Here is a 25,818-nt window from a genome sequence, read left to right on the forward strand (position 1 = left end):
AGATGTCCAGCACACCTGCAGTTGACCCCAAGGGGTCAGTAGTGATGGCGGATAATGGCGTCGTGGACTGCGACATCCATCCGTCTCCCCGGGACGGCAACGCGCTTAAGCCCTACCTGCCGCAGCGCTGGCGCGACCATCTCGACGTTTTCGGCGATCCCCAAAACGGCCCGTATGCAGCACAAAGCGATGCCTATCCGCGGTACGTGCCGCATACGGCGCGCCGCGACGCCTGGCCGCCGGTCGGCGGGGCTCCGGGCTCGGATGTGAACTTCATGCGCGAGCAACACTTAGACAAAAACAACATAACGCTAGGCATCCTGGAGCCGCTCGGCCTCGGCAACTCGGCGCGTAACCTTGATCTCGGAAACGCGGTTTGCACGGCCGTCAACGACTGGCAGGTTGCGGAGTTCGTTGATCGGGAGCCGCGCCTCCGCGCGTCCGTCCTCATCGTGCAGGATGACGCCGATGCCGCTGTCGCGGAAATCGAGAGGCGTGCGTCGGACTCGGCTTTCGCTCAGGTGCAACTGCCGTCCCTGACCACGGAACCGCTGGGGCACCGTCGCTACCGCAAGATCTTCGGTGCGGCTGCCCATCACGGTTTCCCCGTAGGCATCCATGTCGGTGGCCCGAGCGGCGCGCGTACGTCGAGCGGCTGGGGCTCCTATTACAACGAAGAACATTTCGCGCTAATCTTCTCGATGCAGACGCAGGTCATCAGCATGATACTGGAAGGCGTATTCGAGGATTTCCCCGACCTTCGCGTCATCTTGATCGAAGGTGGCGCAGCCTGGTCGATCAGCCTCGGTTATCGTCTGGACCGGCTCTGGAAGACGCTACGCTCCGAGCATCCGCAGATCAAGCATCCGCCGTCCTCCTACCTGCGCAAGCACTTCTATTTCTCATCTCAGCCCGTCGAGGAGCCGGATGATCCGAACGATTTGCTCGGCCTCTATGAGCAGATCGGCTGGGATCGTGTGCTGTACGCTAGCGACTACCCGCACTGGGATTTCGACGATCCCAAGTATGCATTCAAGGCAGACATCCCGGACGACAAGCGGGCCATGTTACTGCGCAAGAATGCCAAAGGCCTCTACCGGTTGCTCTGACGCGCCTCAGTGCGGATCTGAGGACGCCCGACGCATTGATGCGTCGGGCCGGTCTGCAGTGACCCCGACGAGCGCGGGCGTTGTCGGTTTATGGTGACTAGGGGGCGGAGCTGGCACCTTTCACATCTGCCTCGTGGTTAGCTTAGAAGGAAATCTTATGAACTGGGTTCGCGTCGCATCTATTGACGATGTACCGGCAGGCGAGATGTTGGGCCTTACCGTCCAGTCGCGACGGGTCGCGATCTTTCACCTGGAAACAGGCGAGTTGCGCGCAACCACGAATGTCTGCACGCACGAATTTGCAGTTCTTACGGACGGCTGGTTCGAGGGGTGCGAAGTCGAATGTCCACTTCACGCTGGCCGGTTCGACGTCCGGACCGGGAAGGGACTTTGCCCTCCGATCGCCAGGGACCTCATTGTCTATGAAGTAAAGCTTGAGGGCAGCAATATCTATGTCGCGTTGCCCGAAGCCGAAGCGTGATTGGCACCTAATGAAAACGCATATTGTGATCGGCGCCGGCCAGGCCGGAGCGCACGCTGCCGTCTCGATGCGGCGGGCAGGCTTCGACGGGCGCATCGTTCTGCTGGGAGACGAGCTCGTCCATTCCTATGAACGCCCTCCTCTCTCAAAGTCGTTCATCACGGAACTGGAAAGCGAGCGGATCGCAAACTTCTTTCCACTTTCCCACTATCTCAACGAGAAAGTACAAGTCCTCGCGGGTGTAGCCGCGGAAGCCATCGACCCAGCGGCCGGCGCAGTCAGCCTGGCGTTTGGCGGCAAGATACCCTTCGACAAGGTGATCCTCGCGACCGGCAGCCGGCCGCGCACGCTGTCGGTGCCGGGCAGCGATCGCGTCCTGACCCTCAGGACGTTTGCGGATGCCGTACAGATTAAGAAGGCCTTCACCTCCGGCCGCAAGGTAGTCTGCATCGGCGCGGGGGTAATCGGCCTGGAACTGGCCTCGGCGGCCATTTCGCGCGGATGTCAAGCCACCGTTTTGGAAGTCGGTGACCGCGTCATGGCCCGCTCTCTCGACAAGGCCGCTTCCAGGACAATCGAAGCGATGCACCGCGATGCAGGTGTCGAGTTTGCCTTCGGACACTCGGTTGTTGCCGTCGAGCCACACGCTGTGGTCACCGATGTCGGTCTAAGGATACCGGCTGACGTCGTCGTTGCGGGGATTGGTGTCGATCGCAATGTCGCGCTTGCTCAATCGGCGGGAGTCTCTGTCGGCAAGGGCGTTTTGACAGACGCATCGGGACGGACGAACATCGATTGTGTTCTCGCTGCTGGTGAGGTCGCGGAGTTCTACTCGGAGCGCGAGGGCGCGCATGTTGTCCTAGAGACGTCGCGTCATGCCCAAATGCACGGCACGCTCGTTGGCCAGGTCGCGGCGGGCCAGGAACTAGCCTATGACGACGTTCCGTGGTTCTGGAGCGATCAGCATGGTGCAAACATTCAGGTCGCGGGCAGCCATCGGGCGGCTGGGTCGACGGTTTATCGCGGCGATCCGCTGAGCAAGAGCTTCTGTGCGTTCTACCTGAATTCGCAATCTGCGGTCGTCGGCGCTTTCGGCCTTAATGCGGGCCGCGATGTCTCCGCCGCCCTTCGACTGATACGCAGTGGAGCTGCCGCGGATCCGGAGATACTTGCGGATATCACCATTACGTCTGGGAAGCTCGTGTCGGCGCCCCGCGCCTGAGCGTCGTGCACTTGCGCATGGCCAGCGGAAAGAGAGAACGATAGATGGCAAGTGTTGCAGCAAAGAACGTTGTCAAGAAGTATGGATCCGTCAACGTCCTGAAGGGCGTATCCCTTGACGTATCCGACGGCGAGTTTGTCGTCCTCGTTGGTCCATCGGGATGCGGAAAGTCCACACTGCTTCGTATGATCGCCGGACTGGAGGAAATTAGCGAAGGCGAAATTTCCATCGGGGGGGAAATTGTGAATGACTTCCTCCCGAAGGAGCGCAACATAGCGATGGTTTTCCAGAGCTATGCGCTCTACCCGCACATGTCCGTACATGAAAACATGAGCTTTTCGCTGAAGCTGAAGGGGGGCTCCAAGAACGAAATTGACCAGAAGGTCGGCCGTGCGGCGCAGATCCTCGGGCTTGAAAAGCTCTTGCACCGGCGACCGCGCGAGCTGTCCGGGGGACAGCGCCAGCGCGTGGCGATGGGTCGGGCAATCGTTCGTGACCCGCAAGTCTTCCTGTTCGATGAACCTCTGTCGAACCTCGATGCAAGCCTGCGCGTCCAGATGCGTTCGGAGATCAAGGAGTTGCACGAGCGGCTCGGCACGACGATGATCTACGTAACACACGACCAGATTGAGGCGATGACGCTCGCCGACAGGATCGTTGTCATGCGCGACGGCCTGATCGAACAGATCGGCACGCCGCTCGAATTGTACGATAGCCCGAACAACAGGTTTGTTGCTGGATTTATAGGCTCGCCGGCGATGAACTTCATCAGCGGCGAAATGACCGATGGCGGCTTCAAGACCAGTTCGGGCATCTTCTTGCCGTGCGATACGTCAAAGCGGTCTGCGGTCACCTATGGCATTCGTCCGGAACATCTGCATCTCCATCAGGAAGGCGTCGAGGTCAGCGTAAGCCTCATCGAGCCGACTGGCGCGGAAACCCAGGTTGCCGCCCATCTGGGCGACGATCCCATCATAGGCGTGTTCCGGGGGCGGGTCTCCGCGCAGCGCGGGAGCGTCATGTGGGTCAAGGCTGATCTGGAATGCGTCCACCTGTTTGACAGCGCCGGGAAGCGGGTCTGAGGCAGCACGCCAGCCTTGCCGGGGCGATCGGGTCTCAGGGCCGGCAATGCCCATCGACCCTGACTACTCGCGCGTGCCCCATCCGGTTCTGACACCCAGCCGACGAGCACCTTAAACGGTGCCAGCCTTTGTCAGTGGTCGCTTCTCATGATCGATCCGTTGCGTGCTTGATATTCAAGAAGGTCGGTTCGGTACTTTTCCGAATGTTCGAGATGGCGCGCCATTTCGTTGGCCATAGCTTCCGGCTCGCCGCGTTCCAACACATCAATAAGCTGACGGTGTTCTTCGACCTCCTCTTGCCAGTTGGCGATGAAAGGCAAGAACGGAACCTGATTTCGTTTAAGCACTTGCATTATCAGCTCATAGATGGATGACAGCAGGCGGTTGCGTGCTGCCTGAACAATCAGGAAATGAATCTCAAGGAACCTGGGCCAGGGCAAAGCGGCGTTTGCTTTCGCCTGACTCTCAATGTGCTCGAGATTAGTACGCATCCGCTTGATCTCGCGCCGCGTGACGCTCTCGGCCGCAAGCTGACAGGCTGCAAGTTCTACGATACGCCGGACTTCATGTACCTCCTCGTGCGAAGGATCCCGCAAGGCGCGAAGAACGGCATCGAACTCGCCGGATGCTGTTGGATCAGCAACAAATGCTCCAGCGCGACCTCTGGCAATCAAGAGGCCTTTGGTCATCAAGATCTGCTTGGCCTCTCGAACCGTCGATCTGCCTACATGAAGCGCTGACGCAAGCTCTGCCTCGGATGGCAGCTGGTCGCCGGGCGAAAGCAGGCCGTCGAGGATAAGTTTTTCAAGCCGTTCCGCAACTTTATCAGACACCGATTGAATGCGTACCGGTGTGATTAGATCGAGCGCGATCTTCGCCATGCTCCCTCCAGGTCCACCCTTGTCTGAAAATCAGACAAGTGCTGCAATTGACGCTAATATCAGACAAGGCGTAGGAATTGCCAATCCAAAATGGACCAAAGGAGGAAAAAATGACCAGAAGCTTATTGAAGGTCGCGCAATTGGCGTTTGCCGGCATGGCGTTGTGCTTCGCAGCCGTGTCGTCGTCCTCAGCGCAATCGCAAGAACCGTCGTCAGACATTCTCCAGCAGGTGCTGGGACATGGGACGTTGCGCGTGGGCGAGTGCATGGGACTCGCGCCGTTTGCTGTCTACAACGCAAACAACGAACCAGAAGGATACGACATCGATATTGCGAACGAACTCGGTGCTGGCCTCGGCGTCAAGGTCGAGATTGTCAATGTTGACCCGGCAGCACGCATTCCCAGCCTGGAAACCGGCAAGGTTGACGTTGTTTTCTGTGACACAACCAGGACGCTCGATCGTGTGAAGAAGGTCTCGTTTACCGACACCTACGATGTGACCGGCACTGTCATTATGTCGGCGAAGGATGCTCCGGTAAATTCGCTTGCAGAGTTGAACGGGAAGTCGGTCGCAATCGTTAAAGGCACGCCCTATAGCGACGTTGTGAAGAAGGCAGCGCCTACTGCGCAGATCATTTCCTTCAATTCTCCGGCTGATATTGTCACAGCCGTGAAGCAGGGCCAGGCGGCGGCAGCGATCGAGAACTCCGCATTCCTGAACTACGCGGCCAAGCTTGATCCGAGCTTCCATGTTACCAGCGACAGCGTAATCGAGCTCTACTACAACAGCTTCGCAATCCCGCAAGGGCAACCGAACTGGCTGGCGTTCCTGAACGAGTTCATCTTTGAGCTTAACACCTCGGGAAAGAACGCGCAGCTGTATAAGAAGTGGTTCGGCGTAGAGCCGCCATTTCCTCTGAATCCGAAGTTCTAAAAATCAAAATCCGGTCTACTCTCAGAACCGGACGAAATTGCTGCGCATCATATAGGTGGGGACGTGAACGACTTTTATTACTTGTTGTCGCGATACCTGCCTATGTTTTTTGATGGCATGAGGACAACCGCGGCTGTATCGGTATTTGGGTTCATGCTCGCGTTCGGTGTCGGACTAGGTGGTGCCGCAGCTCGGCAGTCGAACTCCCGGATTTTGACGACGGTCGCGGCCGGATATGTCGAAATCATCCGTAATACGCCGATGCTTCTTCAGGTGTTCATAATCTACTTTGGACTGCCGTCGATAGGTTTGAAGTTCTCGAACTATCAAGCGGCCATTATAGCCCTGGGGATTAGCGGGGGCGGCTACCTCATTGAGATTTTCAGGTCCGGGTTCGCGGCAATTCCACGAGGGCAGCGGGAGGCGGCAAGCACGCTCGGTCTATCCCCTGCAGACACGTATTTCAGCGTCTTGCTCCCTCAGGCGATGAGGATCGTCTACCCGCCCACCGTAGGACAGTTTCTTCAAATGGTGCTCGGCTCGAGCCTGCTGTCGGTAATCGGACTGACGGAGATTACAGGTCAGGCGCAGGTCATCAACGAAGAAACGTTCATGTCGATGCCGACCTTCATCATTGCTCTTTTCGCCTATCTGGTCCTCACGAACGCGATCTCGCTTTGCGCGACTATTGCCGGGCGATTTCTATTCAAGCCGCCGCTCCACGTGGTTCAGGGCCAAATGAAGAGCCCTCGAAATTTTCTGCGCCGGGTCAAAGGATAGCAAGCAATGATTTGGGCTGAAATTTGGGGAAGCCGCGTACAGATTCTGGCGGGTCTCGAAGGAACGATCAGGATCTCGATCATTGCCCTGGTAACAAGCACGCTGTTTGGGGGGCTTGTCGGCATACTCAATGCGCGTGGTCCAAGGTTGCTCAAGCGGTTTCTCAGAATCTACATTGAAATCTGTCGTGGTTCCCCGCTCCTTGTTCAGCTGCTGCTTGTCTATTTTGGGTCGGCCTATCTTGGGTTCGGCGGGGTCACAGCCCTCGCGGCCGTTATCGTGACGCTGACCCTTTACGAAGGCGCCTACATCTCGGAAATTGTGAGGTCTGGCCTGGAGGCGGTACCCAAGGGGCAGGAGGAGGCCGCAAGGTCCGTCGGCCTCAACACTTTTCAACGCTTGCGATACGTCCTTCTGCCGCAAGCAGTACGCATAGTAATGCCAGCTCTAGTCGGACAGTGGATTTCCTTGGTGAAGGATTCCGCTCTGTCCTCGATCATCGGATACAGCGATCTCATCCAGCAGGGCCAAGCTATCTACGCGCGGCTAGGCCATCCATTTGCAGTGCTGTCTGTGATCGGCGCCGCTTATTTCTTGATCTGCTCGCCATTGACGATGCTGGCACGCCGGCTTGAACGCAGGAGAGTTCGGACATGATTGTCACTATGAACAATGTTCACAAGGCGTTCGGTCCAACAGAAGTCTTGAAGGGTATCGACCTTGAGGTGGACCAGGGCGAAGTCGTGGCAATCATTGGTGCCAGCGGATCGGGCAAAAGCACCATCCTCAGGATCGTCAACAATCTTGAGACGGCCGACAAGGGCCAAGTCTGGATCTGCGACGTGCCGGTTCACGATCCCAAGCTGGCTCACAAGGTCCATGGTCGTGTTGGCATGGTCTTTCAGCAGTTCAATCTGTTCCCGCACCTGGACGCGGCTGAGAACGTCATGCTCGCGCTGAGGCGCGTGAAGAAGATGTCCAAGGCCGAAGCTGAAAGTGTCGCGAAGGAGGTCCTCCGCAAAGTTGGGATGGCGGATCATTGGAGCAAGTATCCAATTCAGCTCTCTGGAGGCCAGCAACAGAGAGTAGCGATCGCGAGGTCCCTGGCCCTTGAGCCTCGCCTGATGCTGTTTGACGAAGCGACCTCAGCCCTAGACCCGGAACTGGTCGGCGAGGTCACAGGCGTCATGCGTCAATTGGCTAAGGACGGCATGAGCATGATGATCGTCACTCACGAGATGCGGTTCGCCCGGGAAATCGCCGACCGGGTTCTGTTTATCGACAAAGGCATAATCGTCGAACAGGGGCCGCCGAGCGCTGTCTTTGGCTCGCCTCAAAACGAAAGAACGCAGCGCTTTCTTTCGAGTGTTTTCAACATTTAATTGAATCCGGAGAAACGTCTATGAGCAGTGTGAGCGGCTTGCCTGCCATGGCCCTGCCTTGGGCGCCAGCGAGGGTTCAGGAACGTGTCAAGGCCATCAGCGAAGCCATTCCGATCGAGTCTCCGGCTCAGCTTTTTGAATATCTGTCTCATGCCACCGAGCTGGCAATCAGGACATATGAGAAGTCAGCGGGCCTTTATGCAGGCGCAAACGTCCTCACCAGCTATTCAATTCGACTGTCCTCCGCTGAATTGAGCAGCAGGCCGACGCTCGGCTTGCCTGGGGAGAAATTTCCTGCGGGCGCGAGCTTGCTCGACGCATTGGAGATTGCTGCTACTGACGCGGTTCGAACAGTGATGAATGCGAGCTTTGCCGATGTTCGAATGCCCACGGCAACCATGGCGAACCTTGCCGTGCTCGTGGCACTGACTGAACCTGGAGATACGATCGCGGCACTCCCGGAACCGGCTGGCGGCCATGTCAGTCATCGCTCGGGCGCCCCGCGTGTCAGGGGCCTCAGGGTTGCTACCGTCCCGTACGACTACCAGAAGTTCGATGTCGACCTGGACGCGCTACCGGCTTTCCTCGAGAAGGAGACGCCGCGCCTGCTTATCCTTGGCGGGTCCATGATGTTGCGGGCGCACGATGTACCCGCCATCTCGCGCATCGCGCGCCATCATGGCGTGCGTATAATGTACGATGCCTCGCACGTGGCGGGCTTGATCGCCGGCGGGCGTTTCCAGAAGCCTTTGGAAGAAGGAGCCGACGTGCTCACCTTCTCCACGTACAAGTCGTTCGGCGGGCCAGCCGGCGGCGTGATATGCACCAACGACGTGGAACTCGCCGAGGAGCTCAGCAACATCGCGTATCCCACGCTCACGGCAAATTACGACGCCTCCCGGCTCGGCCCACTGGCGATGGCCGCGAGCGAGCTTCTGGCTCATGGAGCGGAATACGCCGACAAATGCATCGCGCACGCACGAAGCCTTGGCCAATACCTGACCGAGGAGGGCCTGTCCGTAGTGGGTCACTCGCAAGGTTTCACTGACACGCATCACCTCGCCCTGGACGTTCGTGAGTTCGGAGGAGGGCATCTCGCAAGTGAAAAGCTCGCCACGGCCGGAATGATCGTGTCACCCTCGCTTTTGCCGATAAGCAATGACGAGAACAAATGGCATGGCCTTCGGATCGGAACACAGGAACTGACGCGTCGCGGCCTGAGCGAGGCAGGCTACAGGCGGCTTGCTCAACTGATGGCCGGTGTTTTGAACGACGGAATCGAGTTGGCGGATGCGGCCGCCAGCGTGGCCGGGCTGGTCAAATAACCAAGCCGATTAAGGCGTCGTCAGGGCGGTCGATTGCTAGAGGATCGCAACGGCCCTCGGCGCTGCGTGGCGGCATGCCGAGACGATCACAATCGCACATGGACGAGAGGATTAAGATGAAGAAGCTGATAAATCGCACCTCCGACTACGTGGATGAGATGCTTCAAGGCCTGGTGCTCGCGCACCCCTCGATGTCACTGGATGGCGAGGCGAGGCGGGTTGTGCGAAGGACGCAAAGCGCTCGCCCCGGCAAGGTCGGGATTGTGTCTGGCGGCGGCTCGGGACACTTGCCTCTGTTTACAGGGTATGTCGGCGAAGGTCTTCTGGACGCCTGTTCGATCGGCAATGTTTTCGAAGGGCCTAATGTAGCCTCGTGCATCGAGGCTATCAGGACGGCTTCCGGCGGCGTCGGCGTTCTTCTTCTTTATGGGAATTATGGCGGCGATCGCATGAACTTCGACATGGCGTCGGAGGTGCTGGATTTGGACGGGATTGAAACCCGCACGGTACTTGGCACGGACGACATTGCCAGCGCCCCGTCCGAGGAAGCTCATAAACGGCGTGGCGTAGCGGGCATAGTCTATGCATACAAGGTTGCCGGAGCTTATGCGGAAGAAGGAGCGGATCTTGGCGAGGTCGTGCGCGTCGCCCAAAAGTCCGTTGAAGCCACGCGCACCATCGGCATCGCGCTGTCCGGCTGCCAGGTTCCCGGCGCGGAAACCCCGTCATTCGCCATTGGCGATGGCGAAATGGAGATGGGGATCGGCATTCATGGCGAGCCAGGTATCTGGCGTGATGCACTGCGCCCCGCCGACATCGTAGCCAGCGAAATGATTGACAGGCTTCTCGCAGAGAAACCGACGGACGCAGGAAATAGAGTTTCCATTCTGGTGAACAGCCTCGGCGCGACACCGCTCGAAGAGCTTTTCATTCTCTACCGCAAAGCGGCATCGCTCCTCGAGGAACGCAAACTGGAAATCGTGCAACCTCTTGTCGGGCCTTATGCAACCTCAATGGAGATGGCAGGAGCCTCGATCAGTCTCTGCTTCCTTGATGACGAGCTGGAGCGCCTGCTTGCAGCGCCGGCAGAATGTCCATTCTGGAGAGTTGGTAAATGATCGGCGCGAGCGCCTTGCAGGACGCAGTTGCGCGCGCTCGCGCCGCGATGGCTGATTTGGAACAGGAACTGAATTCGGCCGATGCGAAGCTGGGAGACGGCGATACGGGAGGCATGCTGTCCTGTGTGATCGAACGTCTCGCCTCGGTCGAGGCCGGCGAAGGCGACGATCTTGGAAAAACCTTCAGCGCCTACGCGCAAGCCGCGACTGCCGCGACTGGTTCGAGCCTTGGCACGCTATTCGCAACCGCCTTGCTGGTCTTTGGAAAGGCGACCAAGGGCAAGACGACGCTGCCGCCCTCTGAGTTTGGCCCAATTCTCGGCGAGGCTCGAGACGCCATGCTCCGACGCGGTCAGTCGCAGCTCGGCGACAAGACGGTCGTCGACGCGATCCATGCGGTTTCGAAAGCCACGATCGGAAAGTCCGATTGGGCGGATATAGCAGCGGCCGCGCATGCGAGCGCTTCCGCGACACTCGTCTCCTTCCGCCACCAACCCTGCAGGATTGGCCGGGCCCGCATGTTCGGCGACAAAAGCCGCGGTCTCGACGATCCTGGGATGCTTGCGTTCGTCCGCTTGCTGCCGGCCATATCAAGCAAATCCTCCGGAGAATAGTGGTGAAGATATTCGTTGTCGGCGCTGGGATCGGCGGACTGTCGCTTGCCTGGGCTTTGCGGGAACGCGGCCATTCGGTCAGCGTTTTCGAGAAAGGGGCAATACCAAATCCTGTCAGTTCGTCATGGGACGAGCACAGGATGACGCGGCACGCGTATGGAAGCTTGACATCCTACGCGAGGATGATGCCGCAAGCATTCCGGCGATGGGACCGCATATGGCAAGCGATCGGAAACGCGCATTACGACCCAGTCGGCGCGGTCTATATCATCAGGGAGGAAAACGACTGGTGCCGGGAAACGTCAGCCTCTCTAGACGAACTGGGGATTGGATACCGATATCTGACGCAGGCGGAGTTTCGGGAGAGGTTGCCAATGGTGTCGTCTCAGAATGTCTCAAAAGTGCTTGCAACGGAAGGGGCAGGCATGCTCCACGCTAGCCGTATCCTCAATGGTCTTTGCGTGTGGCTTTCCCAGAATGACGTGCGTCTCGCGGCCTACACGCCAGTGGAAGAAATCGACGCCGACCACGGTCGAATTCGGCTGTCTGATGGTTGGGTCGAGGCAGATCTTGTCGTTGTCACCGCAGGCGCGTGGGTCCTGGATCTCATCCCGGAGTTGCGTAGCGATCTGAACCCTTCGCGCCAGAGCGTCCTCTATCTGGCTCCCCCCAAACAATACGCGTCAGCCTGGACGAAAGCCCCTGTCATCGTCGACACCAGCAAGGAATGCGAGAACTACGCCCTGCCGCCTCGGAATGGGACACGCTTGAAAATCGGCGACCATGTGTTCACATATCGTGGCCTTCCAGACGATCCGCGATTGGCCAGCGATGAAGATTTGACTCGGCTTCGTCGAGCCATAGCTGGTGGATACAACGATGCCGCCGAGTATGCCGAGATCGAGCGCAAGGCATGCTATTACGCTGTGAGGGACGACGAGCGTTTCATTGTTAAGTCAATTGGGGACAAGGCTCATGTGGTAAGCGCTTGCTCGGGGCACGGATTCAAGCTGCAACCGTTGATTACCGAGGGGCTTGCAGATGCCATTGACGGAAAAAGAACGTTCGATGATGTCCGGAGTTGGGCGTATGGGTCGGACATTGCGCGGTGAACTGTCCGCTGGCACGCAAACAACCTTCGACGACCGTATCTTCGTACTCCGCGGGCCGCGAGCGCGGAGGCCAGCTTAACACGCGGAGGGCGCTTCGAGCGCCGGAAAACCAATGAACGTTTGCAACAAGGCCAACATCTCAACCTTATGCATCAACAGATGTGAAGTTTCCGGCTGCTTCTTCTAAAAGAGATCTGCTACCAGGAGGGCGGCATTCATCTCCGCGATCATGCCGAATGCCCGAAAGCAGGCGCGAGCGGCCGGGTCGGTGACCTGATCATATTTCGGCGCCAGGTCGCCGCAGTCGTTTCCGCACAGTGCCGTGTCGTCGCGATGTTATCGTGGCCAAGAAAGCGCTGCACATCGGGGATATCCATGCCAAGCCATAACAGCTTCGTCGCCATGGTGCAGCGAAGCAGATGGGATAGACCCTCTTGTGATCCCGGCCTTTCCAGCGACCGATTTCCGGATCGCTAACTGACGAGAGATAACGTTTCGGCAAAAGGAGGGTGGAACACGCGGTTCAGCCGCGACGGTTTTCCACTCCGGTCATTCTGGAAAACTCGATGCCGGAAGACGACATGCGGGCGCGACTGGTACTGCAAATGCTGAATGACGACAGCGAGATCGTCGCAACCGAAACGGTCGCCGATCTGGTGAAGGTGACGAAAGGGCCCGAGGATCTCGGCCTGTCGTTGTCCGAGGCGAAGACCCTCCTTGCGAAACTATAATGGTGGCGACACAGGTGGATTCGTGGCTCAGGGAAAATCGCGACCGGGATGGCCGCCGTCTACACAGCATGGGCAGCTACCCCGTCACCTTCCATACCCTGTTCGGCAACGTGCGCCTGAAGAGCCCGCGTTATTGCCAGCCGTGAATTGACGGTGCTAACGGCCCTGCAACAATCTCGCCATTGCGCACACTGATCCCCCATCACATCGCGCCCGAACGCCTCTATCTGGAGACCCACTCGTGCCCTACGCCGCGGCCGCGGAGCTGTTGGCCGACGTGCTGCCGATCGATTGCGGCGCTAATGCCACGACGATCCGGCAGTTGCGCGCGGCCCGCCGTATCGAGCTGGAGCTGACGGAAGAAAGGGTCTCCTTCATGCAGGATGCTTGCCCGCGCGACTGGATGAACTTGCCCCTTCCGGATGGCCGCATCGTCATCGGCCTGGATGACGGATACATCCGCGACCGCAACGACCGGAAGAAGAACTTCGAGCTGATCGTCGGCCGCTCGCTGTCCGAAGACGGTGACCCGCGCTACATCGGTTTCGTCCACGGCTACGACCGCAAGCCGCAGCGGCGCATACTCGACCATCTCAAAAGGCAGGGCGTGCAGGCCAATCAGGATATCACTTTCATCACAGAGGTCCGCTCGCTCGCCGAGATGATCGCGCCGGCGAGCGAGCATTGTCCTCGACTGGTTTCATATCACCATGCGCATCACCGTCCTTCGCCAGTACGCGCGGGTCTCGAGAACTACGACGAGCAGGCCGGGCAGGATCTGCTTGAAGCCCTCCGCAGGATCAAATGGCATCTCTGGCATGGTAACGTCTATCGTGCCCGTGACGAAATTGCCGACCTGCAATTCGATGCGGAAAGTCTGGGAACAGACTATCCAAACATGCGCAAGTTCCTGACCGCCATCGGCGACGTCCGGGCCTACATTGCTCCAACAGTGCGAGCCTTATCAATTACGGCGAGTGCTATCGGTCCGGTGAGCGCATCTCCTCGGCCTTCGTCGAGGCCACCGTCAACGCCGTCATCTCCAAGCGCTTCGCCAAGAAACAGCAGATGCAGTGGAGCACGATCGGCGCGCATCTTCTGCTGCAAACCCGCACGCAGACCCTTGACGGTTCCCTCCGCTCGACCTTCCGGCAATGGTACCCTGGCATGGCCAACGACAATCACGAGCAGAGAGAAACGGCCCGCGCCGCATGACCGCCCCACAAATCCTCATGCTCCCCTCAAAGCCGCGCCCGAAAGGCTGGCTGAAACCCTCACAAAAACCGCTGACCTACCTTTGTGCCGCCCAACGGCTGGTTCTGCTCCGCCGTCGACACACAAGCCTGTCACGGCCTGATATCGATCAGGCTGCTCGTCACCGGTTCTGACCATATTTCGCCAGAACGGAATCGATGAAGACTTCAGCCAGATAGCTGAGAGGCCGCGAGGCGGATGTCAGCATCTGCACATTCAGATGGATGATCGGATGGAACGGCAAGACTTTGAGGTGCTGGTAGTTCTCGGGCATGCGCAGCCGTTTCGTGCCGCTGAAGCTTTCGGCGAAGAACGAGTCGACCAGGGCAATTCCAGTGCCCGTCGCCACCAGATTGATCGCCGGCAGGGTTTGCCCGATCTGCAGGGCGCAGTTCGGCCTGATTCCGGCGCGGGTAAAGGCCATCATGATACGCCTGCCGGTCAATTCCGCTTCTGAAAAGGTAATGAGCGGCTCATGGGCCAGATCGGAGACGGAAATTTCCATTTTCGTGGCCAGCGGATGATCCTCGCGCAGCACGCAAACCACCGAGCCGCTAAAAGATATGTGGTTGACGATGTTGTTCTCCATGCCGTGCAACTGGCAAAATCCGAGCTCCACATCTCCCTTGGCGACCAGGTCCACGACGCCCGTGGTGCGGGCGGTCACAATGTCGAGCGAGGCATAGGGCGCGGCTTGCGTGAATTCCTTGTAGCCGGCTTCGACGACCGCCGTCACGCTTGAAGGCGCGCTGGCGATCCGCAAAATGCCGCGCTTGCCGTCGCGGAGATCTTCCGCATGGCGGGCGAGGCCGTCGATTTGGCCCAGGACACGGTTGATGCCGGGAAGCAGGGCGTTGGCATGCAGCGTGGGCACGAGGCGACCGCTCACTATCTTGAAGAGGTCGAGGGAAAGCTCCTCTTCGAGCTGGTGGATTGTTCGGCTGACTGCAGGCTGCGAAACCCGAAGGTGAGCCGCCGCCTGTGTCACGGATCCGAACTGTACGAGTGCAGCGACCGCGCGCATTTGATGGATCTTCAAGCCATAACTCTCAATTATAGTTGCATGACATTTTTATGGATACAAAAGACGGCGATTTGGCAGCAGGCTAATTTACTGGGAACATACAAACAATAAAAACCCGCAATTCAATGAGGGCAAACTGCCCTGTCAGGGCCGGGAGTATTCCATGACCGTAAGTTATGCCGTCAAGGACGGGATCGCTCATATCGTGCTGGACAATGGAAAGATGAATGTCCTGACGCCAAAGATGCACAAGGCGTTTTTCGACATTCTCGAACGTTTTGAGCTGGATCGGGAAGCGCGCGTCGGTCTGCTCTATGGCGCCGGATATGACCAGGGACGGTCGTTCTGCGCCGGTGACGACATCAAAAACCGCTACAAGCCGGAACGCACTAAACAGCAGGAAATCGAGGCCCTGCTGTTCCTGCATCAGGATGAAAAGGAACCGACCCGCCCCGGCTGGGAAGAGGATGTTTACCGCAAGCGCCGTTACAAACCCATTGTCTCGGCAATAGGCGGCTACTGTCTCGGGGCCGGGTTCGCCTATGCCATGCAGCATTCCGACCTGCGGATTTGCGACCATTCGGCGAAGCTAGGATTTCCCGAAGTGGCGTTCGGTGCCGCCGGCCTCTCGGGGGTGGTGCGGTTGATGCAGCAGATCAGCCATGTGGATGCCGCATGGATTGCGCTCACGGGCGAACACATTTGTGCCGGGCGGGCAAGAGAGATGCGGCTGGTCAACGAGGTCGTTTCGCCCGAAGCGCTGATGCCGCGTGCGCTCGAAGTGTGTTCGATGATTGCAGCGCATCCGCCGACATCCGTTCGGGTCGAGATGGAGGCGCTGGAGATCGGCCTGGAAATGAACCGCCATGAAGCGGCACATTTCGGACAACGCCTCTTTCGCCTGCACCGATTGAATTACCAAGGCTACGGCTCGGTAGAGGGCTTTTTCGCAGATCGTAAAACTGATGGCAAAAAATGAACATTCGGTCCGCGACTGATCCTCATCACGAGTCATATGAGAAGCTGAGACAGGCGATAGAGGCCGCCGGTATTGCCCCTGATCTCGGCACGCTCCTCGATATTGCCGTCGCCCAGCACGCGGACCAGCCGGCATGGGTCCATGTGGAGCAGGACCTTCCCGATATTTCGTGGGCACAACTGGGCGCGCGGGTTTCGCGTGCCGCAAATGCGCTGCGTAGCCTGGGCGCGAGGAAAGGGTCGCATGTGGGAGTGATGCTGCCCAATGTCCCCGACAGCCTGATTTCATGGCTGGCGATTGCGCGGTTGGGTGCGCGGATGATCCCGATTAATCCCGGCTACACGCCGCGCGAAATGCACTATTGGCTGACCGACGGCGATGTCGATACGCTCGTCATCGACGTCACGTGTTTCGCCGCCTACGAGGCCGTCGCTGCCGAGGCGCCGCTCCTGAAGAAGGAGCGCGTGATCACCTGGGGCGATGGGTCGGTGCCGGAATTCCAGCATTTCGACGAGCTTGTGGCGAATGCCGCGGCGCAATTCACGCCGCCGGCTTCGATCGAAACCGACGAAATCGTCAACATCCAGTATACGTCCGGTTCCACGGGCCTGCCCAAGGGTTGCCTGCTCTCGCATCGCTACTGGATCCAGTGCGGCGCGGTGATGAACGCGGCATGGCCGAGCCTCAAGCGCATCCAATGCGACCTCCCATTTTATTATATGGGCCCGTTGTGGCGCTTTGCTATGGCCGCGCATTCGGGCGGCGCGCTTTGCGTGCCGCCTTCATACAGCCTGTCGCGCTTCCGGGAGCGTTTGCGCTCGGGTCGCTACGACATGTCCTGGATGACGAATCCGGTCGCTATGCTTGATCCTCGCCCGGACGAGCGCGACCATGAGCTTACCATGATCGCCACCTTCGGAATGACCCCCGAATTGCAGACGTCCATTGCCCAGCGCTATGGAGTTCCGGTGCGCGATGCTTTCGGAATGACGGAAATCGGCTTCGGCTCCGCCGTTTTGTTGAGCGATGACAGCGTCACGGGAACCGGCACCTGCGGAAAGCCCTTGCCATGGCGTGAAATGATGATTGCCGACGAGAAGGGCAACGCGCTTGGCGACAATGAGCTTGGCGAGTTGTGCGTCGCCGGACCCGGCATGCTGCAGGGCTATCACAAGAAACCGGAGGCGACGGACGCCGCATTCCGCGGCAAATGGTTTCGCACCGGCGACCTCGCGCGGCGCGACGAGCGCGGTTACTATTTCATCGTGGGCCGGGTCAAGGAAATGATCCGCCGAAGCGCCGAGAACATCTCCGTCACCGAGGTTGAAGGCGCCCTGAGCCTGCATCCCGATGTGAAGAGCGTGGCGGTGTATGGCGTCAAGGATGCGCTGCGGGGCGAAGAGGTCAAGGCCTGCATCATCCTGCGCCCGGAACTCGATCCGACAGAATTTGACCCCAAGGTCCTCATTGGGTTCGCCCGCCGCAATCTGGCGAAGTTCAAGGTGCCGCGCTACGTCCAGCTTTACGGTGGCTTCCCGATGACGCCGTCGAACAAGATTTCGCGCAAGCGGCTGCAGGAGGGCGAGGGCGAATCCCTTTCGCAGACCTATGACGCACAGGAAGGCGTCTGGATCGACGATCCCGCCACGAGAGACGGGGTGGCTCCATGACGTCGTTCGAAGAGCACCTGAAGATCGAGATCTCGTCCGGCGTCATGCGCCTGACGATCAATCGCCCCCAAAAGCTCAATGTGCTGACACCCGACATCTATCGGCGCATCGGCGACGCGGTTTTGAGCGCGCAGAATGACGACGCAGAGCAGGTCATCGTGCTTTGCGGGGCGCGGCGGGCGTTCTCGGCGGGGTTCGATCTGAAAATCGAGGTTTCGGATACGAACCATGCGGCGAAGATCGATAACCTGCAAAATGGCGCGAACCGAACGCGCTGGCTGATCTGGGACAGCGTGAAGCCGGTTGTCGCCGCAATTCACGGCTACTGCCTTGTCGGTGCGTTTGAATTGACGATGCCCTGCGGCCTGACGATCGCCGCGAAGAGCACCATCTTGGGCGAACCGGAAATCCTTTTCGGTTCGGGAGCGGCATTCATGATGGAGCGTCTTCTGGGCCGCAACTTACTCGGAGTGACTACGATGCCGCCGCGGCCGATCAGAAGCCGCGGCATTTCCCACAACTATAAATCCACCTCACATAGAAGGGATATACACGGAAATGCTTAGGATCCATTCAGGGATGAGTCTGGCTGCGACCCGCACGCTAGCTCTCGCAGTCGCCCTCGCACTCACCGGGTACGGCGTCGACACGGCCGCAGCGCAGGAGACGTCAGGCGCCATCAAGGGTGATGGACAGCCATTTCTCATGTGGACGGAAGGCGGCAGCCAAGACTTCCAGAACGCCCTCATGGACACTTACCTCAAGGGCTTCGCGAATGACACCGGGTTCGTTCCGGCCACGGACGCCTTCTGCTGCGGCACGAGCAACCTGCAGCAGCAGGTGGACTCGGGCAATGTCAAGTGGAGTGTGCTGCAGTTAGCCAGCCAGGCGGAGTTCGAGGCGGCCAAGAAGGCCGGCCTGCTCGCGAAACTCGACCCGAAGGTCGTCCCGACGAACAAGCTTGAACCGGGCACCTACGACGACCACGGGTTCCAGGCGTTCCTGAACTCCTTCGTCGTCGGTTACTTGCCAGCGTCTTATCCGGACGCGAGCACTGCTCCGCAGAAGTTCGAGGATCTCTTCGACACGAACAGCTTCCCCGGCAAGCGTTGCCTGTTCAAGTACCCCGAGTTCGCCGGCCTGCTCGAGGGTGCACTCATGGCGGACGGCGTTCCCCCGGCTAAGGTGTACCCGATCGACATCAACCGCGCCTTCGCCAAGCTCGCGCAGATCAAGTCGGATATCGTTTGGTACGACTCGGGTTCGCAGGCCACTCAGCTGCTGGCCAACGGCACCTGCAAAATGGCAGAGATCCTCAACGGGGTCGCGCAAAGCGCACACGCGAACGGAACCGAAATCACGATCAAGTGGGACCACACCGTCCTAGTACCTGCTATGATGGCCCTCCCGAAGAACGGGCCAAACCAGGCCGCTGGCCAGGCGTTCCTCGGCCGTATGATCTCGAACTCCCAAGAGGGCGTGAACTTCCTCAAGCACGTGGCTTACCCGCTGCCGATGAAGTACGAGAGTGTGCCGGAGGATGTCCTCAAGTGGGCTCCGCTCGAAAAGAACCTGAACGGGACGATAGTCGAAGACTGGAAGTGGTACGCCGACAACATCAAAGAAGTGACCGACAAGTTTAACAACTTCCTGGTTACCGGACAGTGATGATGCGCGCGGCTTCCGCCTATCTCGACGGCCAAGCTGGTAACAGCGCATGACCAGCATGCGCGTGATTGGAGGCCGGCGCTGCGGAGTGCGCCGGCTCGCACTCTGGCAGTGGTTCGCTGTGACGCCCGGATTCTTGCTCGTCGTCGTGCTGTTGATCTACCCCTTGGTCAACATCGCCCTTCGCAGCTTCAACCCGGCCGGCGAGGCCGCGATCTCCAGTCACGGCATGACGTGGGCGAACTATATCGGCCTGTTTAACGATCCTGCAGCGCGCATCATCCTCCGCAATACCTTCGTCGTCGCCGGCATCGCCGCCCTCATCTCGCTCGTAGTCACCTACCCCGTGGCGATGTTCATATGCCAACTGCCGACGCGGTCTCGCCGTATCGCCCTATGGTTCCTGTTGCTCCCTCTGTGGACGTCGGTCGTGGTGCGGATGTACTCGCTGCAGCTGATCCTGGGACAGGTCAATATTCTCTACACGCAAACCGCGGCGATCATCGGCATGACCTCCTACCTAGTGCCGTACCTCGTCCTCATCCTTTATAGCGGGATGTCGCGCATCGATCCGACTCTGATGGTAGCGTCCAGGGTTCTCGGTGCGAGTCCACTGCGGACGCTGTGGCTGATCTTCATGCCTCTCGCCAGTTCTGCGACATGGGCCGGTCTCATGCTCACATTCGTCATCGGACTTGGCTTCTTCATCACCCCTGCGCTGCTCGGCGGCAGCGGCGACATGACCGTCGCGATGTACATCCTTCAGCAGGTCCGCATCAACGACTGGGGCTCCGCGAGCGCGATGGGTATGTGCCTGCTCGTGATCGCCGTCGTCCTCTACCTGGCGATCGACCGACTGTTTGGAATCGATCGACTCGCGACGGTCGGAGCGGACGGGAGTGGGCTCGGGACGAGTTCCGGCACGTACCGCTGGATGCCACGCTGGATGCGGTTGTTCCTCGGCTGGTGGTCGGGTGTCGCTTTCGCCGCGCTGACCCTTCCACTCGTCTACGTGATCGTCGTCTCGTTCTCATCGAAGTCCTATCTGAGCTTTCCACCGCCCGCGCTTTCGACGAAGTGGTACGCGGCGCTGTTCTCTGACCCGAGCTGGCAGAACTCGATCATGCTCAGCCTGCGGGTCGGGCTCTGGGCGACCGTGATCGCGACAATCGTCGGGCTTCTCACAGCACTCGCGGTCACCCGGTCCCGCGTGCTCAACAAAGGTCCGGTACGGGTGGTTCTGATCCTCCCGGTGATCGTTCCGGTGACTCTGCTCGCCGTCGGCATCTATGATGTCGTGCTGCGCACGCGGACCTCCGGAACGCTCCTCGGATTCGCGCTGCCACACGCGCTCCTCGCGCTTCCCTTCACTGCACTGATCCTCGTGGGCGCACTCGCCCAGGTCGGTCAGTCGTACGAGCTCGCGGCGAGAACCCTCGGAGCCCGACCGCTGCGCGCGTTCGCGTCGGTTACGCTACCGCTGATTGTGCCCGGCCTCGCTGCGGCGGCCGCGATCGCATTTGTTACGTCGTGGGACGAAGTAGTGATAGCAATGCTGGTGCAGTTCATCACGCCGACGCTGCCCGTGAAGCTCTTCACCGTCGTCCAGGCGAGCTTCACACCTGTCGTGGCCGCCATGTCGAGCCTCATTCTCGTCGGGCTTGTAGTGTTGGTCGCGCTGGCCGAAATTGCGGGCTGGGCGCGACGTCGAGGTGAATTGCGCGGCACGCCGAGGTCCGCGGTGGATGGGTCGATCCCCGAGTCCGAGAACACGCATGCAGCTAAGGAGCTCGTCGATGTCGAATGAGGCGTCACATTCGGTTGATGACCAGGCCTTCGTAGAGATCTCGAACGTCACCCATTATTACGGCGACGTGCGCGCTCTCCGCGACGTCAGCCTGGGTGTCGCTCGCGGCGAGTTCCTGACGCTGCTCGGGCCGAGCGGGTCGGGCAAGACCACGCTGCTACGCATCCTCGCCGGAATCGAGCTTCCACGCGCGGGCGCCGTCCGGATCAGAGGACGCGACGTCACGCTGCTCCCACCAGAGGCACGGGGGATCGGTGTCGTCTTCCAGAACTACGCGCTCTTCCCACACATGTCTGTGAGCGCGAACATCGGTTATCCACTGCAGGTCCGGCGGCTGCCCAAGGCGCAGATCCGAACGCGTGTGGATGAGCTACTGGATCTCGTCGACCTCACCGGCTACGGCCCGCGGCGCCCGAGCGAGCTCAGCGGCGGACAGCAGCAGCGCGTAGCGCTGGCGCGCGCGCTGGCCTTTAACCCGGAGCTCCTCCTGCTCGACGAGCCGTTCGGCGCGCTCGATCGCCGTCTGCGTGAGCAGTTGGGCCTGGCTGTACGGCTGTTGCAGCGTGAGCTCGGCGTTACGACGATCTTCGTGACGCACGACCAAGATGAGGCGTTCACGATGTCGACCCGCATCGCCGTAATGCATGAGGGGGAGCTGATGCAGATCGCGGAACCGACGACCATCTATCGCACGCCGAGCGACATCCACAGCGCGCGGACGATCGGCACCCTCAATGAGTTTCAAGGAACAGTCATATCCGAACCGGGTGAGCGCGTCTCGATCCGGATTACTGACGGCTCGGTGCACCGGGATGCCCGCACCCATCCCGCCGAACTCCGCCGCGGGGCGTCGGTCAGCTGCGCTGTCCGTCCTGAGCACGTGCGCGTCTCGCATGAGCGCATGGGGGAGTCCGACTTCACTTCGACCGTGCTGGCGGCCATCGAAGGTGGCGGCTGGCGGAGATTCCAGGTCAAAACCGCACAAGGACTCGTCCTGATGTCGACGGACAGTGGCCGCTCGTCAGCTGTCTACGACGGAGACGATGCCTATGTCGGCTTCGCCGACAATAAGCTGATGATGTTCGACGCTGAGAGCGGGTCGCGACTTATCTGATCGAGGCAACTCCAGGGCAAGGAGGCCGGCCTCAAACTCGGCCTTCGCGAGTGCCGCCTGTGGGTAGAGCACTACGAGGTGGAGACCGCACTAATCTGCTTCACGGCGCCGATGCGCACCAAGGCGTCGCGGCATTCCTCGAAATGCGTGCGCCGCGCTTTGCGGATACACCCGCCCTTGGGAATCCATAGTCTGATTGCTCCAAGGCATAATGCAAGTATGGCTACGCCAACTGATCTGCCAGCAAGTCAGCAGTCACCTGATCATCAGACGAGAGTGGGAACAGATATGAACGAGATGACGGCCGAGGCACTGGCGAACGTGGACCGCGCGACGGAGGCGTTGCAGAGCGTATCCGAGCGCGCCCCGAACCTGCGTGCTCTCATCTCGTCCAACGAGAACATTCGTGAGGAGGCCGAACGTGTTGACCGCGGGTACGCCTCGCTGACCGGCCGCGTCATCGTGATCAAGGACAACATCGACACGATTGATCTCCCGACCACGTGCGGGTCGTTCGCGCTGGACCGGACCGCCCGCGATGCCGACCTGGTCGTCCGGCTGCGGCGTGCCGGCGTGCTGACCCTCGGCAAGGCAAATCTGTCGGAGTGGTCCCACTTCCGGGCACCCCGCGCACCCCGCGGCTGGAGCGCGCGAGGAGGGCTTACCCAGAACCCGTTCGTCCTCGATCGAACAGCGGGAGGCTCCAGCTCCGGGTCAGCGGCCCTCGTCGCGGCGGGCGTGGTCGATCTCGCGATTGGCACCGAGACCGACGCATCCATCGTCGAACCCGCCGCGTTCTGCGGCGTCGTCGGGCTCAAGCCGACGGTCGGTCGAATTTCGCAGGACGGGATCGTCCCCATTTCGCACACCATGGACACGGCGGGCCCGATCACGCGTACGGTGCGGGATGCCGGAATCCTCCTGGATGTGATCAGCACCACGATGCGCGGCGAGCAAGGCGAAACGGCGGCTACCTTCGCCACCAGTTCTGCGGCGTCGGCCAGGGGAATGCGCGTCGGACTTCTGTCGCGCGACTACTGGACAGAGCGTGTGCCTGGGCTCGATGAGTTCGTCGACGCCGTAATCGAGGTGATTGGGGCGAGCGGGGCGGACATCGTCGACGAGCTAGCCGTGCCTAATCTCGACATCCTCGGCCAGTCCGGACTCCAAGGTCTCGTGCAGAACAGCGAGTTCGGCCCCGCTCTCGCGGGGTATCTCGCCGGTCGCGGCACTCCTGGCCCGCGGTCGCTGGAGGACCTGATCCGCTTCAACAACGAGCACCCCGAGCTTGAAATGGCCCATTTTGGCCAGGAGGCGTGGCTCGCATGCCTCGACGCGCCGAGCACCGAGTCCGCCGAGTACAAGGATGCCGTAGCGCGCATTATCGAGTTGGGTGGCGTGCACGGACTCGACGCGGCCCTCCGCGACGCAGCTGCGGACGTCCTCATCGCACCGTTATTCGGACTGCCGTGGAAGGCCGACGTCGACGGCGGGATGCTCTGCCGGGTAAGTTGGGCAGCCGATCCGCTGACGGCCGCGTCGACGGCGGGATATCCGGTCATGACTGTTCCGATCGGCAGCCGCTACGGGCTCCCGGTCGGGATGACGATCCTGGGTACGGCGTGGAGCGAGCGGAAAATGCTCGCCGTGGCGGCCTCGATCGAGCGCGGTCTCGACCTGGATCTACGACCCGGGTTCCTCACAACAGTTCCAGAGGAGGCGCCAGCATCGGTTCGCGATTACTCGGAGTGACCACGATGTCGCCGCGGGCCGCACCGTCGTGGCGTTGCCCCCCGCAGCTGATAGGGCAGCAACTCAGCTGCGGCCGCATATGGCACCAACGACCCCCAGCGAGTTTCGAGATAGAGGCGCTCGGGCGCGATATGATCGGGGACGAGTTGCCGTAGAGGTGAGTATCGTAATAGGCCCCGTTATTTTCTTCTTTTCGACTATTTGAGTCGCGCGACAGAGTCTGCCCTCGGGGCATATGAGAAATCGGCAAGTCTCTATGCCGGAGCCAACGTTCTCAGCAATAACTCGAAGCGACTGGCATTCGCGGAATTGAGCAGCAGGCCGACACTCGGGTTGCCGGGAGAGAAGTTCCCTGCGGGTGCGGGTTTGCTGGACGCATTGGAAGTTGCCGCCACCGATGCGGTCCGGACGGTAATGAACGCCAAATTTGCCGACGTTCGGATGCCGACAGCGACCATGGCAAACCTTGCCGTGCTCGTTGCCTTGACCAATCCGGGAGATACGATTGCGTCGCTTCCAGCACCTGTTGGCGGTCACGTCAGCCATCGCTCCGGCGCGCCTCAAGTCCGGGGCCTCAGGGTTGCTACCATCCCATTCGATTAGCCAGGATAAGATGATGACTGGTGCACTGCTGCAATACTGGCAGGCCTTCCTCGGCCAGAAACTGGCCCACCCTGCGAGCGTTGGCGATGCATTGGTCCGCGTATCTGCTCCACGAGCCAAGAGCTCGCTCGCGGCCGTGGCCAATGGACCCAGCCTCGAGGGAGTGCGGGATATACAATGTTGCTTAGCCTCGGCGAGCTTCATGTCGTTAGTGCATATCACACCGCCGGCCGGTCCCCGAACGACTTGTCCGTTGAGAAAGTGAGTACATCGGCCCCTTCCTCCAGCGGCTTCTGGAAAGTTCCTCCCGCGATCAGGCCGGTCACATGCGAGGCATCGTACAACAAATGAGCACCGCAGTCGTCGCGATCATGGATACCGCGGATACATCATTTGGTCGCAGCAAACGAACCCGCCGAGGATAACCAGGCGCGGCTTCTCCCTTTCGAGGAAGGCTGGCAACGCGTTCAGGTCGACATCAAGCTTCTCGCGCAAGCCGGAATAATTCTGTCGCCATCGCTGCTGCCCATCGGTGACGAGGAGACGGATTCGCAAGTTCTTCGATCGGAACACAAGAACTGACTCGGCGCCGCTTGGGCGTTGCTGAATTAAAGCACCTGGCCCGGCTGATGTCGGGCGTTCTAAAGCATGAGATTAATATTGAGGGTGCGACAACCAGCGTGGCTGACCTGCTTAAGCATCTCAAGGAAGCGTCCTCGTCGACGAGCTGAAAAAGAACTCGTCGAATTATTCCGCCCGACCAGCTTACATCATTGTACAGGCTGTTGGGGATCGCAATTGAAAACGGAAATCGAAGCGCCTCGCCGACCTATAACTCACTGCAACAGCAGTCTTTCCGACGCAGCCGGGCGACCGACAAGCTCAAATCGGCGGCGCAGTTGCCCGAATCCGATGCCGATCTTCGCACGGTCTTTCTCGAAAACGAGGAGAAACCGCTCGCGTGATGTCGGCGGCGTGCTTGCTCCTGGTCTATCGCGAACGTCTGTCAAACGGCCCTTAAATTCCGGGTTTTGTCAATCCAGACCAAGAATTCCATCGTCCGGGTCATGATCCTTTCCGAAGTCGAATGCCGCATGACGACGTTCGGGTCAGGCGCCTCAACGTTTCCAACGAGATGCAGATGAACTGCTGTCAGCCGTTTGACCGAGTTCGCC

General features: G+C 59.8%; 25 protein-coding genes and 2 pseudogenes. 23 read left to right on the forward strand and 4 right to left on the reverse strand.

Annotation, left to right across the window (positions count from 1 at the left end; all coding sequences use genetic code 11):
• Positions 1–2: 2 nt before the first annotated feature.
• The 4 genes from FJ970_RS33355 to FJ970_RS33370 all read left to right on the forward strand — a co-directional run bounded on the left by FJ970_RS33355 (position 3) and on the right by FJ970_RS33370 (position 3,894).
• Positions 3–1,109, forward strand: a complete 1,107-nt coding sequence (locus FJ970_RS33355; RefSeq protein ID WP_210243041.1) for an amidohydrolase family protein — start codon at positions 3–5, stop codon at positions 1,107–1,109.
• Positions 1,110–1,266: 157 nt separating this feature from the next.
• Entirely contained in the window at positions 1,267–1,590 is a 324-nt protein-coding gene (locus FJ970_RS33360) for a non-heme iron oxygenase ferredoxin subunit (protein ID WP_140758400.1), read from the forward strand.
• A gap of 10 nt (positions 1,591–1,600) precedes the next feature.
• Positions 1,601–2,812 (forward strand): NAD(P)/FAD-dependent oxidoreductase, encoded by a 1,212-nt coding sequence (locus FJ970_RS33365; protein ID WP_181178527.1) that lies wholly within the window; start codon positions 1,601–1,603, stop codon positions 2,810–2,812.
• 44 nt (positions 2,813–2,856) lie between these two features.
• Entirely contained in the window at positions 2,857–3,894 is a 1,038-nt protein-coding gene (locus FJ970_RS33370) for an ABC transporter ATP-binding protein (RefSeq protein ID WP_140758398.1), read from the forward strand.
• A gap of 131 nt (positions 3,895–4,025) precedes the next feature.
• Here FJ970_RS33370 and FJ970_RS33375 read toward each other — a convergent pair whose 3' ends face one another.
• Positions 4,026–4,775: a FadR/GntR family transcriptional regulator gene (locus FJ970_RS33375; RefSeq protein ID WP_140758397.1), complete on the reverse strand. Its 750-nt coding sequence runs from the start codon at positions 4,773–4,775 to the stop codon at positions 4,026–4,028.
• A gap of 110 nt (positions 4,776–4,885) precedes the next feature.
• Between FJ970_RS33375 and FJ970_RS33380 the strand changes: the two genes are divergently transcribed.
• From FJ970_RS33380 to FJ970_RS33415, 8 genes are all read left to right on the forward strand, one after another.
• Positions 4,886–5,710 (forward strand): transporter substrate-binding domain-containing protein, encoded by an 825-nt coding sequence (locus tag FJ970_RS33380; RefSeq protein ID WP_140758396.1) that lies wholly within the window; start codon positions 4,886–4,888, stop codon positions 5,708–5,710.
• 63 nt (positions 5,711–5,773) lie between these two features.
• Complete coding sequence (locus FJ970_RS33385; RefSeq protein ID WP_140758395.1) at positions 5,774–6,490, forward strand: amino acid ABC transporter permease; 717 nt, start codon at positions 5,774–5,776, stop codon at positions 6,488–6,490.
• A gap of 6 nt (positions 6,491–6,496) precedes the next feature.
• Entirely contained in the window at positions 6,497–7,147 is a 651-nt protein-coding gene (locus FJ970_RS33390) for an amino acid ABC transporter permease (RefSeq protein WP_140758394.1), read from the forward strand.
• Entirely contained in the window at positions 7,144–7,872 is a 729-nt protein-coding gene (locus FJ970_RS33395; protein ID WP_140758393.1) for an amino acid ABC transporter ATP-binding protein, read from the forward strand. The genes FJ970_RS33390 and FJ970_RS33395 overlap by 4 nt, the downstream gene beginning before the upstream one ends.
• Before the next feature lie 20 nt (positions 7,873–7,892).
• A complete protein-coding gene (locus FJ970_RS33400) occupies positions 7,893–9,197 on the forward strand; it encodes an aminotransferase class I/II-fold pyridoxal phosphate-dependent enzyme (protein WP_140758392.1) in 1,305 nt (434 codons plus the stop codon).
• 116 nt (positions 9,198–9,313) lie between these two features.
• Positions 9,314–10,315: a dihydroxyacetone kinase subunit DhaK gene (locus tag FJ970_RS33405; protein ID WP_140758391.1), complete on the forward strand. Its 1,002-nt coding sequence runs from the start codon at positions 9,314–9,316 to the stop codon at positions 10,313–10,315.
• Complete coding sequence (locus FJ970_RS33410; RefSeq protein WP_140758390.1) at positions 10,312–10,929, forward strand: dihydroxyacetone kinase subunit L; 618 nt, start codon at positions 10,312–10,314, stop codon at positions 10,927–10,929. The genes FJ970_RS33405 and FJ970_RS33410 overlap by 4 nt, the downstream gene beginning before the upstream one ends.
• A 2-nt stretch (positions 10,930–10,931) precedes the next feature.
• On the forward strand, positions 10,932–12,041 hold the full coding sequence (locus tag FJ970_RS33415) for an NAD(P)/FAD-dependent oxidoreductase (protein WP_181178525.1): 1,110 nt from the start codon (positions 10,932–10,934) through the stop codon (positions 12,039–12,041).
• A gap of 227 nt (positions 12,042–12,268) precedes the next feature.
• Here FJ970_RS33415 and FJ970_RS33420 read toward each other — a convergent pair whose 3' ends face one another.
• Positions 12,269–12,445: a hypothetical protein gene (locus FJ970_RS33420; RefSeq protein ID WP_140758388.1), complete on the reverse strand. Its 177-nt coding sequence runs from the start codon at positions 12,443–12,445 to the stop codon at positions 12,269–12,271.
• A gap of 177 nt (positions 12,446–12,622) precedes the next feature.
• On the opposite strand from FJ970_RS33420, the pseudogene FJ970_RS33425 reads away from it, so the two are divergent.
• Positions 12,623–13,987 (forward strand): annotated as a pseudogene (locus FJ970_RS33425) (ISKra4 family transposase).
• A 160-nt stretch (positions 13,988–14,147) separates the two neighbouring features.
• On the opposite strand, the gene FJ970_RS33430 reads toward FJ970_RS33425, so the two are convergent.
• A complete protein-coding gene (locus FJ970_RS33430; protein WP_140758387.1) occupies positions 14,148–15,050 on the reverse strand; it encodes a LysR family transcriptional regulator in 903 nt (300 codons plus the stop codon).
• Between the two features lie 163 nt (positions 15,051–15,213).
• On the opposite strand from FJ970_RS33430, the gene FJ970_RS33435 reads away from it, so the two are divergent.
• The 7 genes from FJ970_RS33435 to FJ970_RS33465 all read left to right on the forward strand — a co-directional run bounded on the left by FJ970_RS33435 (position 15,214) and on the right by FJ970_RS33465 (position 24,040).
• The gene (locus FJ970_RS33435) at positions 15,214–16,029 is read left to right on the forward strand and encodes an enoyl-CoA hydratase/isomerase family protein (RefSeq protein ID WP_140758386.1); all 816 of its coding nucleotides are present in this window, start codon (positions 15,214–15,216) and stop codon (positions 16,027–16,029) included.
• The gene (locus FJ970_RS33440) at positions 16,026–17,699 is read left to right on the forward strand and encodes a class I adenylate-forming enzyme family protein (RefSeq protein ID WP_140758385.1); all 1,674 of its coding nucleotides are present in this window, start codon (positions 16,026–16,028) and stop codon (positions 17,697–17,699) included. The genes FJ970_RS33435 and FJ970_RS33440 overlap by 4 nt, the downstream gene beginning before the upstream one ends.
• Positions 17,696–18,265: an enoyl-CoA hydratase/isomerase family protein gene (locus FJ970_RS33445; protein ID WP_140758384.1), complete on the forward strand. Its 570-nt coding sequence runs from the start codon at positions 17,696–17,698 to the stop codon at positions 18,263–18,265. The genes FJ970_RS33440 and FJ970_RS33445 overlap by 4 nt, the downstream gene beginning before the upstream one ends.
• Positions 18,266–18,278: 13 nt before the next feature.
• Complete coding sequence (locus FJ970_RS33450) at positions 18,279–19,367, forward strand: extracellular solute-binding protein (RefSeq protein ID WP_181178521.1); 1,089 nt, start codon at positions 18,279–18,281, stop codon at positions 19,365–19,367.
• Between the two features lie 49 nt (positions 19,368–19,416).
• A complete protein-coding gene (locus FJ970_RS33455; protein ID WP_140758382.1) occupies positions 19,417–21,174 on the forward strand; it encodes an ABC transporter permease in 1,758 nt (585 codons plus the stop codon).
• Entirely contained in the window at positions 21,164–22,288 is a 1,125-nt protein-coding gene (locus tag FJ970_RS33460; protein ID WP_140758381.1) for an ABC transporter ATP-binding protein, read from the forward strand. Before FJ970_RS33455 ends, FJ970_RS33460 begins: the two co-directional genes overlap by 11 nt.
• A gap of 297 nt (positions 22,289–22,585) precedes the next feature.
• Entirely contained in the window at positions 22,586–24,040 is a 1,455-nt protein-coding gene (locus FJ970_RS33465) for an amidase family protein (RefSeq protein WP_415752068.1), read from the forward strand.
• On the opposite strand, the pseudogene FJ970_RS33470 reads toward FJ970_RS33465, so the two are convergent.
• A pseudogene (locus FJ970_RS33470) lies at positions 24,029–24,216 on the reverse strand (ISKra4 family transposase); the annotation flags it as partial. The gene FJ970_RS33465 and the pseudogene FJ970_RS33470 sit on opposite strands and share 12 nt — an antisense overlap.
• Before the next feature lie 25 nt (positions 24,217–24,241).
• On the opposite strand from FJ970_RS33470, the gene FJ970_RS34065 reads away from it, so the two are divergent.
• The 3 genes from FJ970_RS34065 to FJ970_RS33490 all read left to right on the forward strand — a co-directional run bounded on the left by FJ970_RS34065 (position 24,242) and on the right by FJ970_RS33490 (position 25,608).
• A complete protein-coding gene (locus FJ970_RS34065) occupies positions 24,242–24,643 on the forward strand; it encodes a hypothetical protein (protein WP_140758379.1) in 402 nt (133 codons plus the stop codon).
• A 393-nt stretch (positions 24,644–25,036) separates the two neighbouring features.
• A complete protein-coding gene (locus FJ970_RS33485) occupies positions 25,037–25,225 on the forward strand; it encodes a hypothetical protein (RefSeq protein WP_140758378.1) in 189 nt (62 codons plus the stop codon).
• Between the two features lie 191 nt (positions 25,226–25,416).
• Positions 25,417–25,608 carry a hypothetical protein gene (locus tag FJ970_RS33490; protein WP_140758377.1) on the forward strand — a complete coding sequence of 64 codons (192 nt, stop codon included), beginning with the start codon at positions 25,417–25,419 and terminating at the stop codon, positions 25,606–25,608.
• Positions 25,609–25,818 lie beyond the last annotated feature (210 nt).

This window comes from Mesorhizobium sp. B2-1-8 (assembly GCF_006442545.2).
In the GTDB taxonomy this organism is placed as follows: Bacteria; Pseudomonadota; Alphaproteobacteria; order Rhizobiales; family Rhizobiaceae; genus Mesorhizobium.

What these genes read in the sequence shown, in the direction of transcription:
- FJ970_RS33355 (WP_210243041.1), top strand. Translation starts at nt 3, where the DNA reads ATGTCCAGCACACCTGCAGTTGACCCCAAGGGGTCAGTAGTGATGGCG.
- FJ970_RS33360 (WP_140758400.1), top strand. Translation starts at nt 1,267, where the DNA reads ATGAACTGGGTTCGCGTCGCATCTATTGACGATGTACCGGCAGGCGAG.
- FJ970_RS33365 (WP_181178527.1), top strand. Translation starts at nt 1,601, where the DNA reads ATGAAAACGCATATTGTGATCGGCGCCGGCCAGGCCGGAGCGCACGCT.
- FJ970_RS33370 (WP_140758398.1), top strand. Translation starts at nt 2,857, where the DNA reads ATGGCAAGTGTTGCAGCAAAGAACGTTGTCAAGAAGTATGGATCCGTC.
- FJ970_RS33375 (WP_140758397.1), bottom strand. Translation starts at nt 4,775, where the DNA reads ATGGCGAAGATCGCGCTCGATCTAATCACACCGGTACGCATTCAATCG.
- FJ970_RS33380 (WP_140758396.1), top strand. Translation starts at nt 4,886, where the DNA reads ATGACCAGAAGCTTATTGAAGGTCGCGCAATTGGCGTTTGCCGGCATG.
- FJ970_RS33390 (WP_140758394.1), top strand. Translation starts at nt 6,497, where the DNA reads ATGATTTGGGCTGAAATTTGGGGAAGCCGCGTACAGATTCTGGCGGGT.
- FJ970_RS33395 (WP_140758393.1), top strand. Translation starts at nt 7,144, where the DNA reads ATGATTGTCACTATGAACAATGTTCACAAGGCGTTCGGTCCAACAGAA.
- FJ970_RS33400 (WP_140758392.1), top strand. Translation starts at nt 7,893, where the DNA reads ATGAGCAGTGTGAGCGGCTTGCCTGCCATGGCCCTGCCTTGGGCGCCA.
- FJ970_RS33405 (WP_140758391.1), top strand. Translation starts at nt 9,314, where the DNA reads ATGAAGAAGCTGATAAATCGCACCTCCGACTACGTGGATGAGATGCTT.
- FJ970_RS33410 (WP_140758390.1), top strand. Translation starts at nt 10,312, where the DNA reads ATGATCGGCGCGAGCGCCTTGCAGGACGCAGTTGCGCGCGCTCGCGCC.
- FJ970_RS33420 (WP_140758388.1), bottom strand. Translation starts at nt 12,445, where the DNA reads ATGGCGACGAAGCTGTTATGGCTTGGCATGGATATCCCCGATGTGCAG.
- FJ970_RS33430 (WP_140758387.1), bottom strand. Translation starts at nt 15,050, where the DNA reads ATGCGCGCGGTCGCTGCACTCGTACAGTTCGGATCCGTGACACAGGCG.
- FJ970_RS33435 (WP_140758386.1), top strand. Translation starts at nt 15,214, where the DNA reads ATGACCGTAAGTTATGCCGTCAAGGACGGGATCGCTCATATCGTGCTG.
- FJ970_RS33440 (WP_140758385.1), top strand. Translation starts at nt 16,026, where the DNA reads ATGAACATTCGGTCCGCGACTGATCCTCATCACGAGTCATATGAGAAG.
- FJ970_RS33445 (WP_140758384.1), top strand. Translation starts at nt 17,696, where the DNA reads ATGACGTCGTTCGAAGAGCACCTGAAGATCGAGATCTCGTCCGGCGTC.
- FJ970_RS33450 (WP_181178521.1), top strand. Translation starts at nt 18,279, where the DNA reads ATGAGTCTGGCTGCGACCCGCACGCTAGCTCTCGCAGTCGCCCTCGCA.
- FJ970_RS33455 (WP_140758382.1), top strand. Translation starts at nt 19,417, where the DNA reads ATGACCAGCATGCGCGTGATTGGAGGCCGGCGCTGCGGAGTGCGCCGG.
- FJ970_RS33460 (WP_140758381.1), top strand. Translation starts at nt 21,164, where the DNA reads ATGTCGAATGAGGCGTCACATTCGGTTGATGACCAGGCCTTCGTAGAG.
- FJ970_RS33465 (WP_415752068.1), top strand. Translation starts at nt 22,586, where the DNA reads ATGACGGCCGAGGCACTGGCGAACGTGGACCGCGCGACGGAGGCGTTG.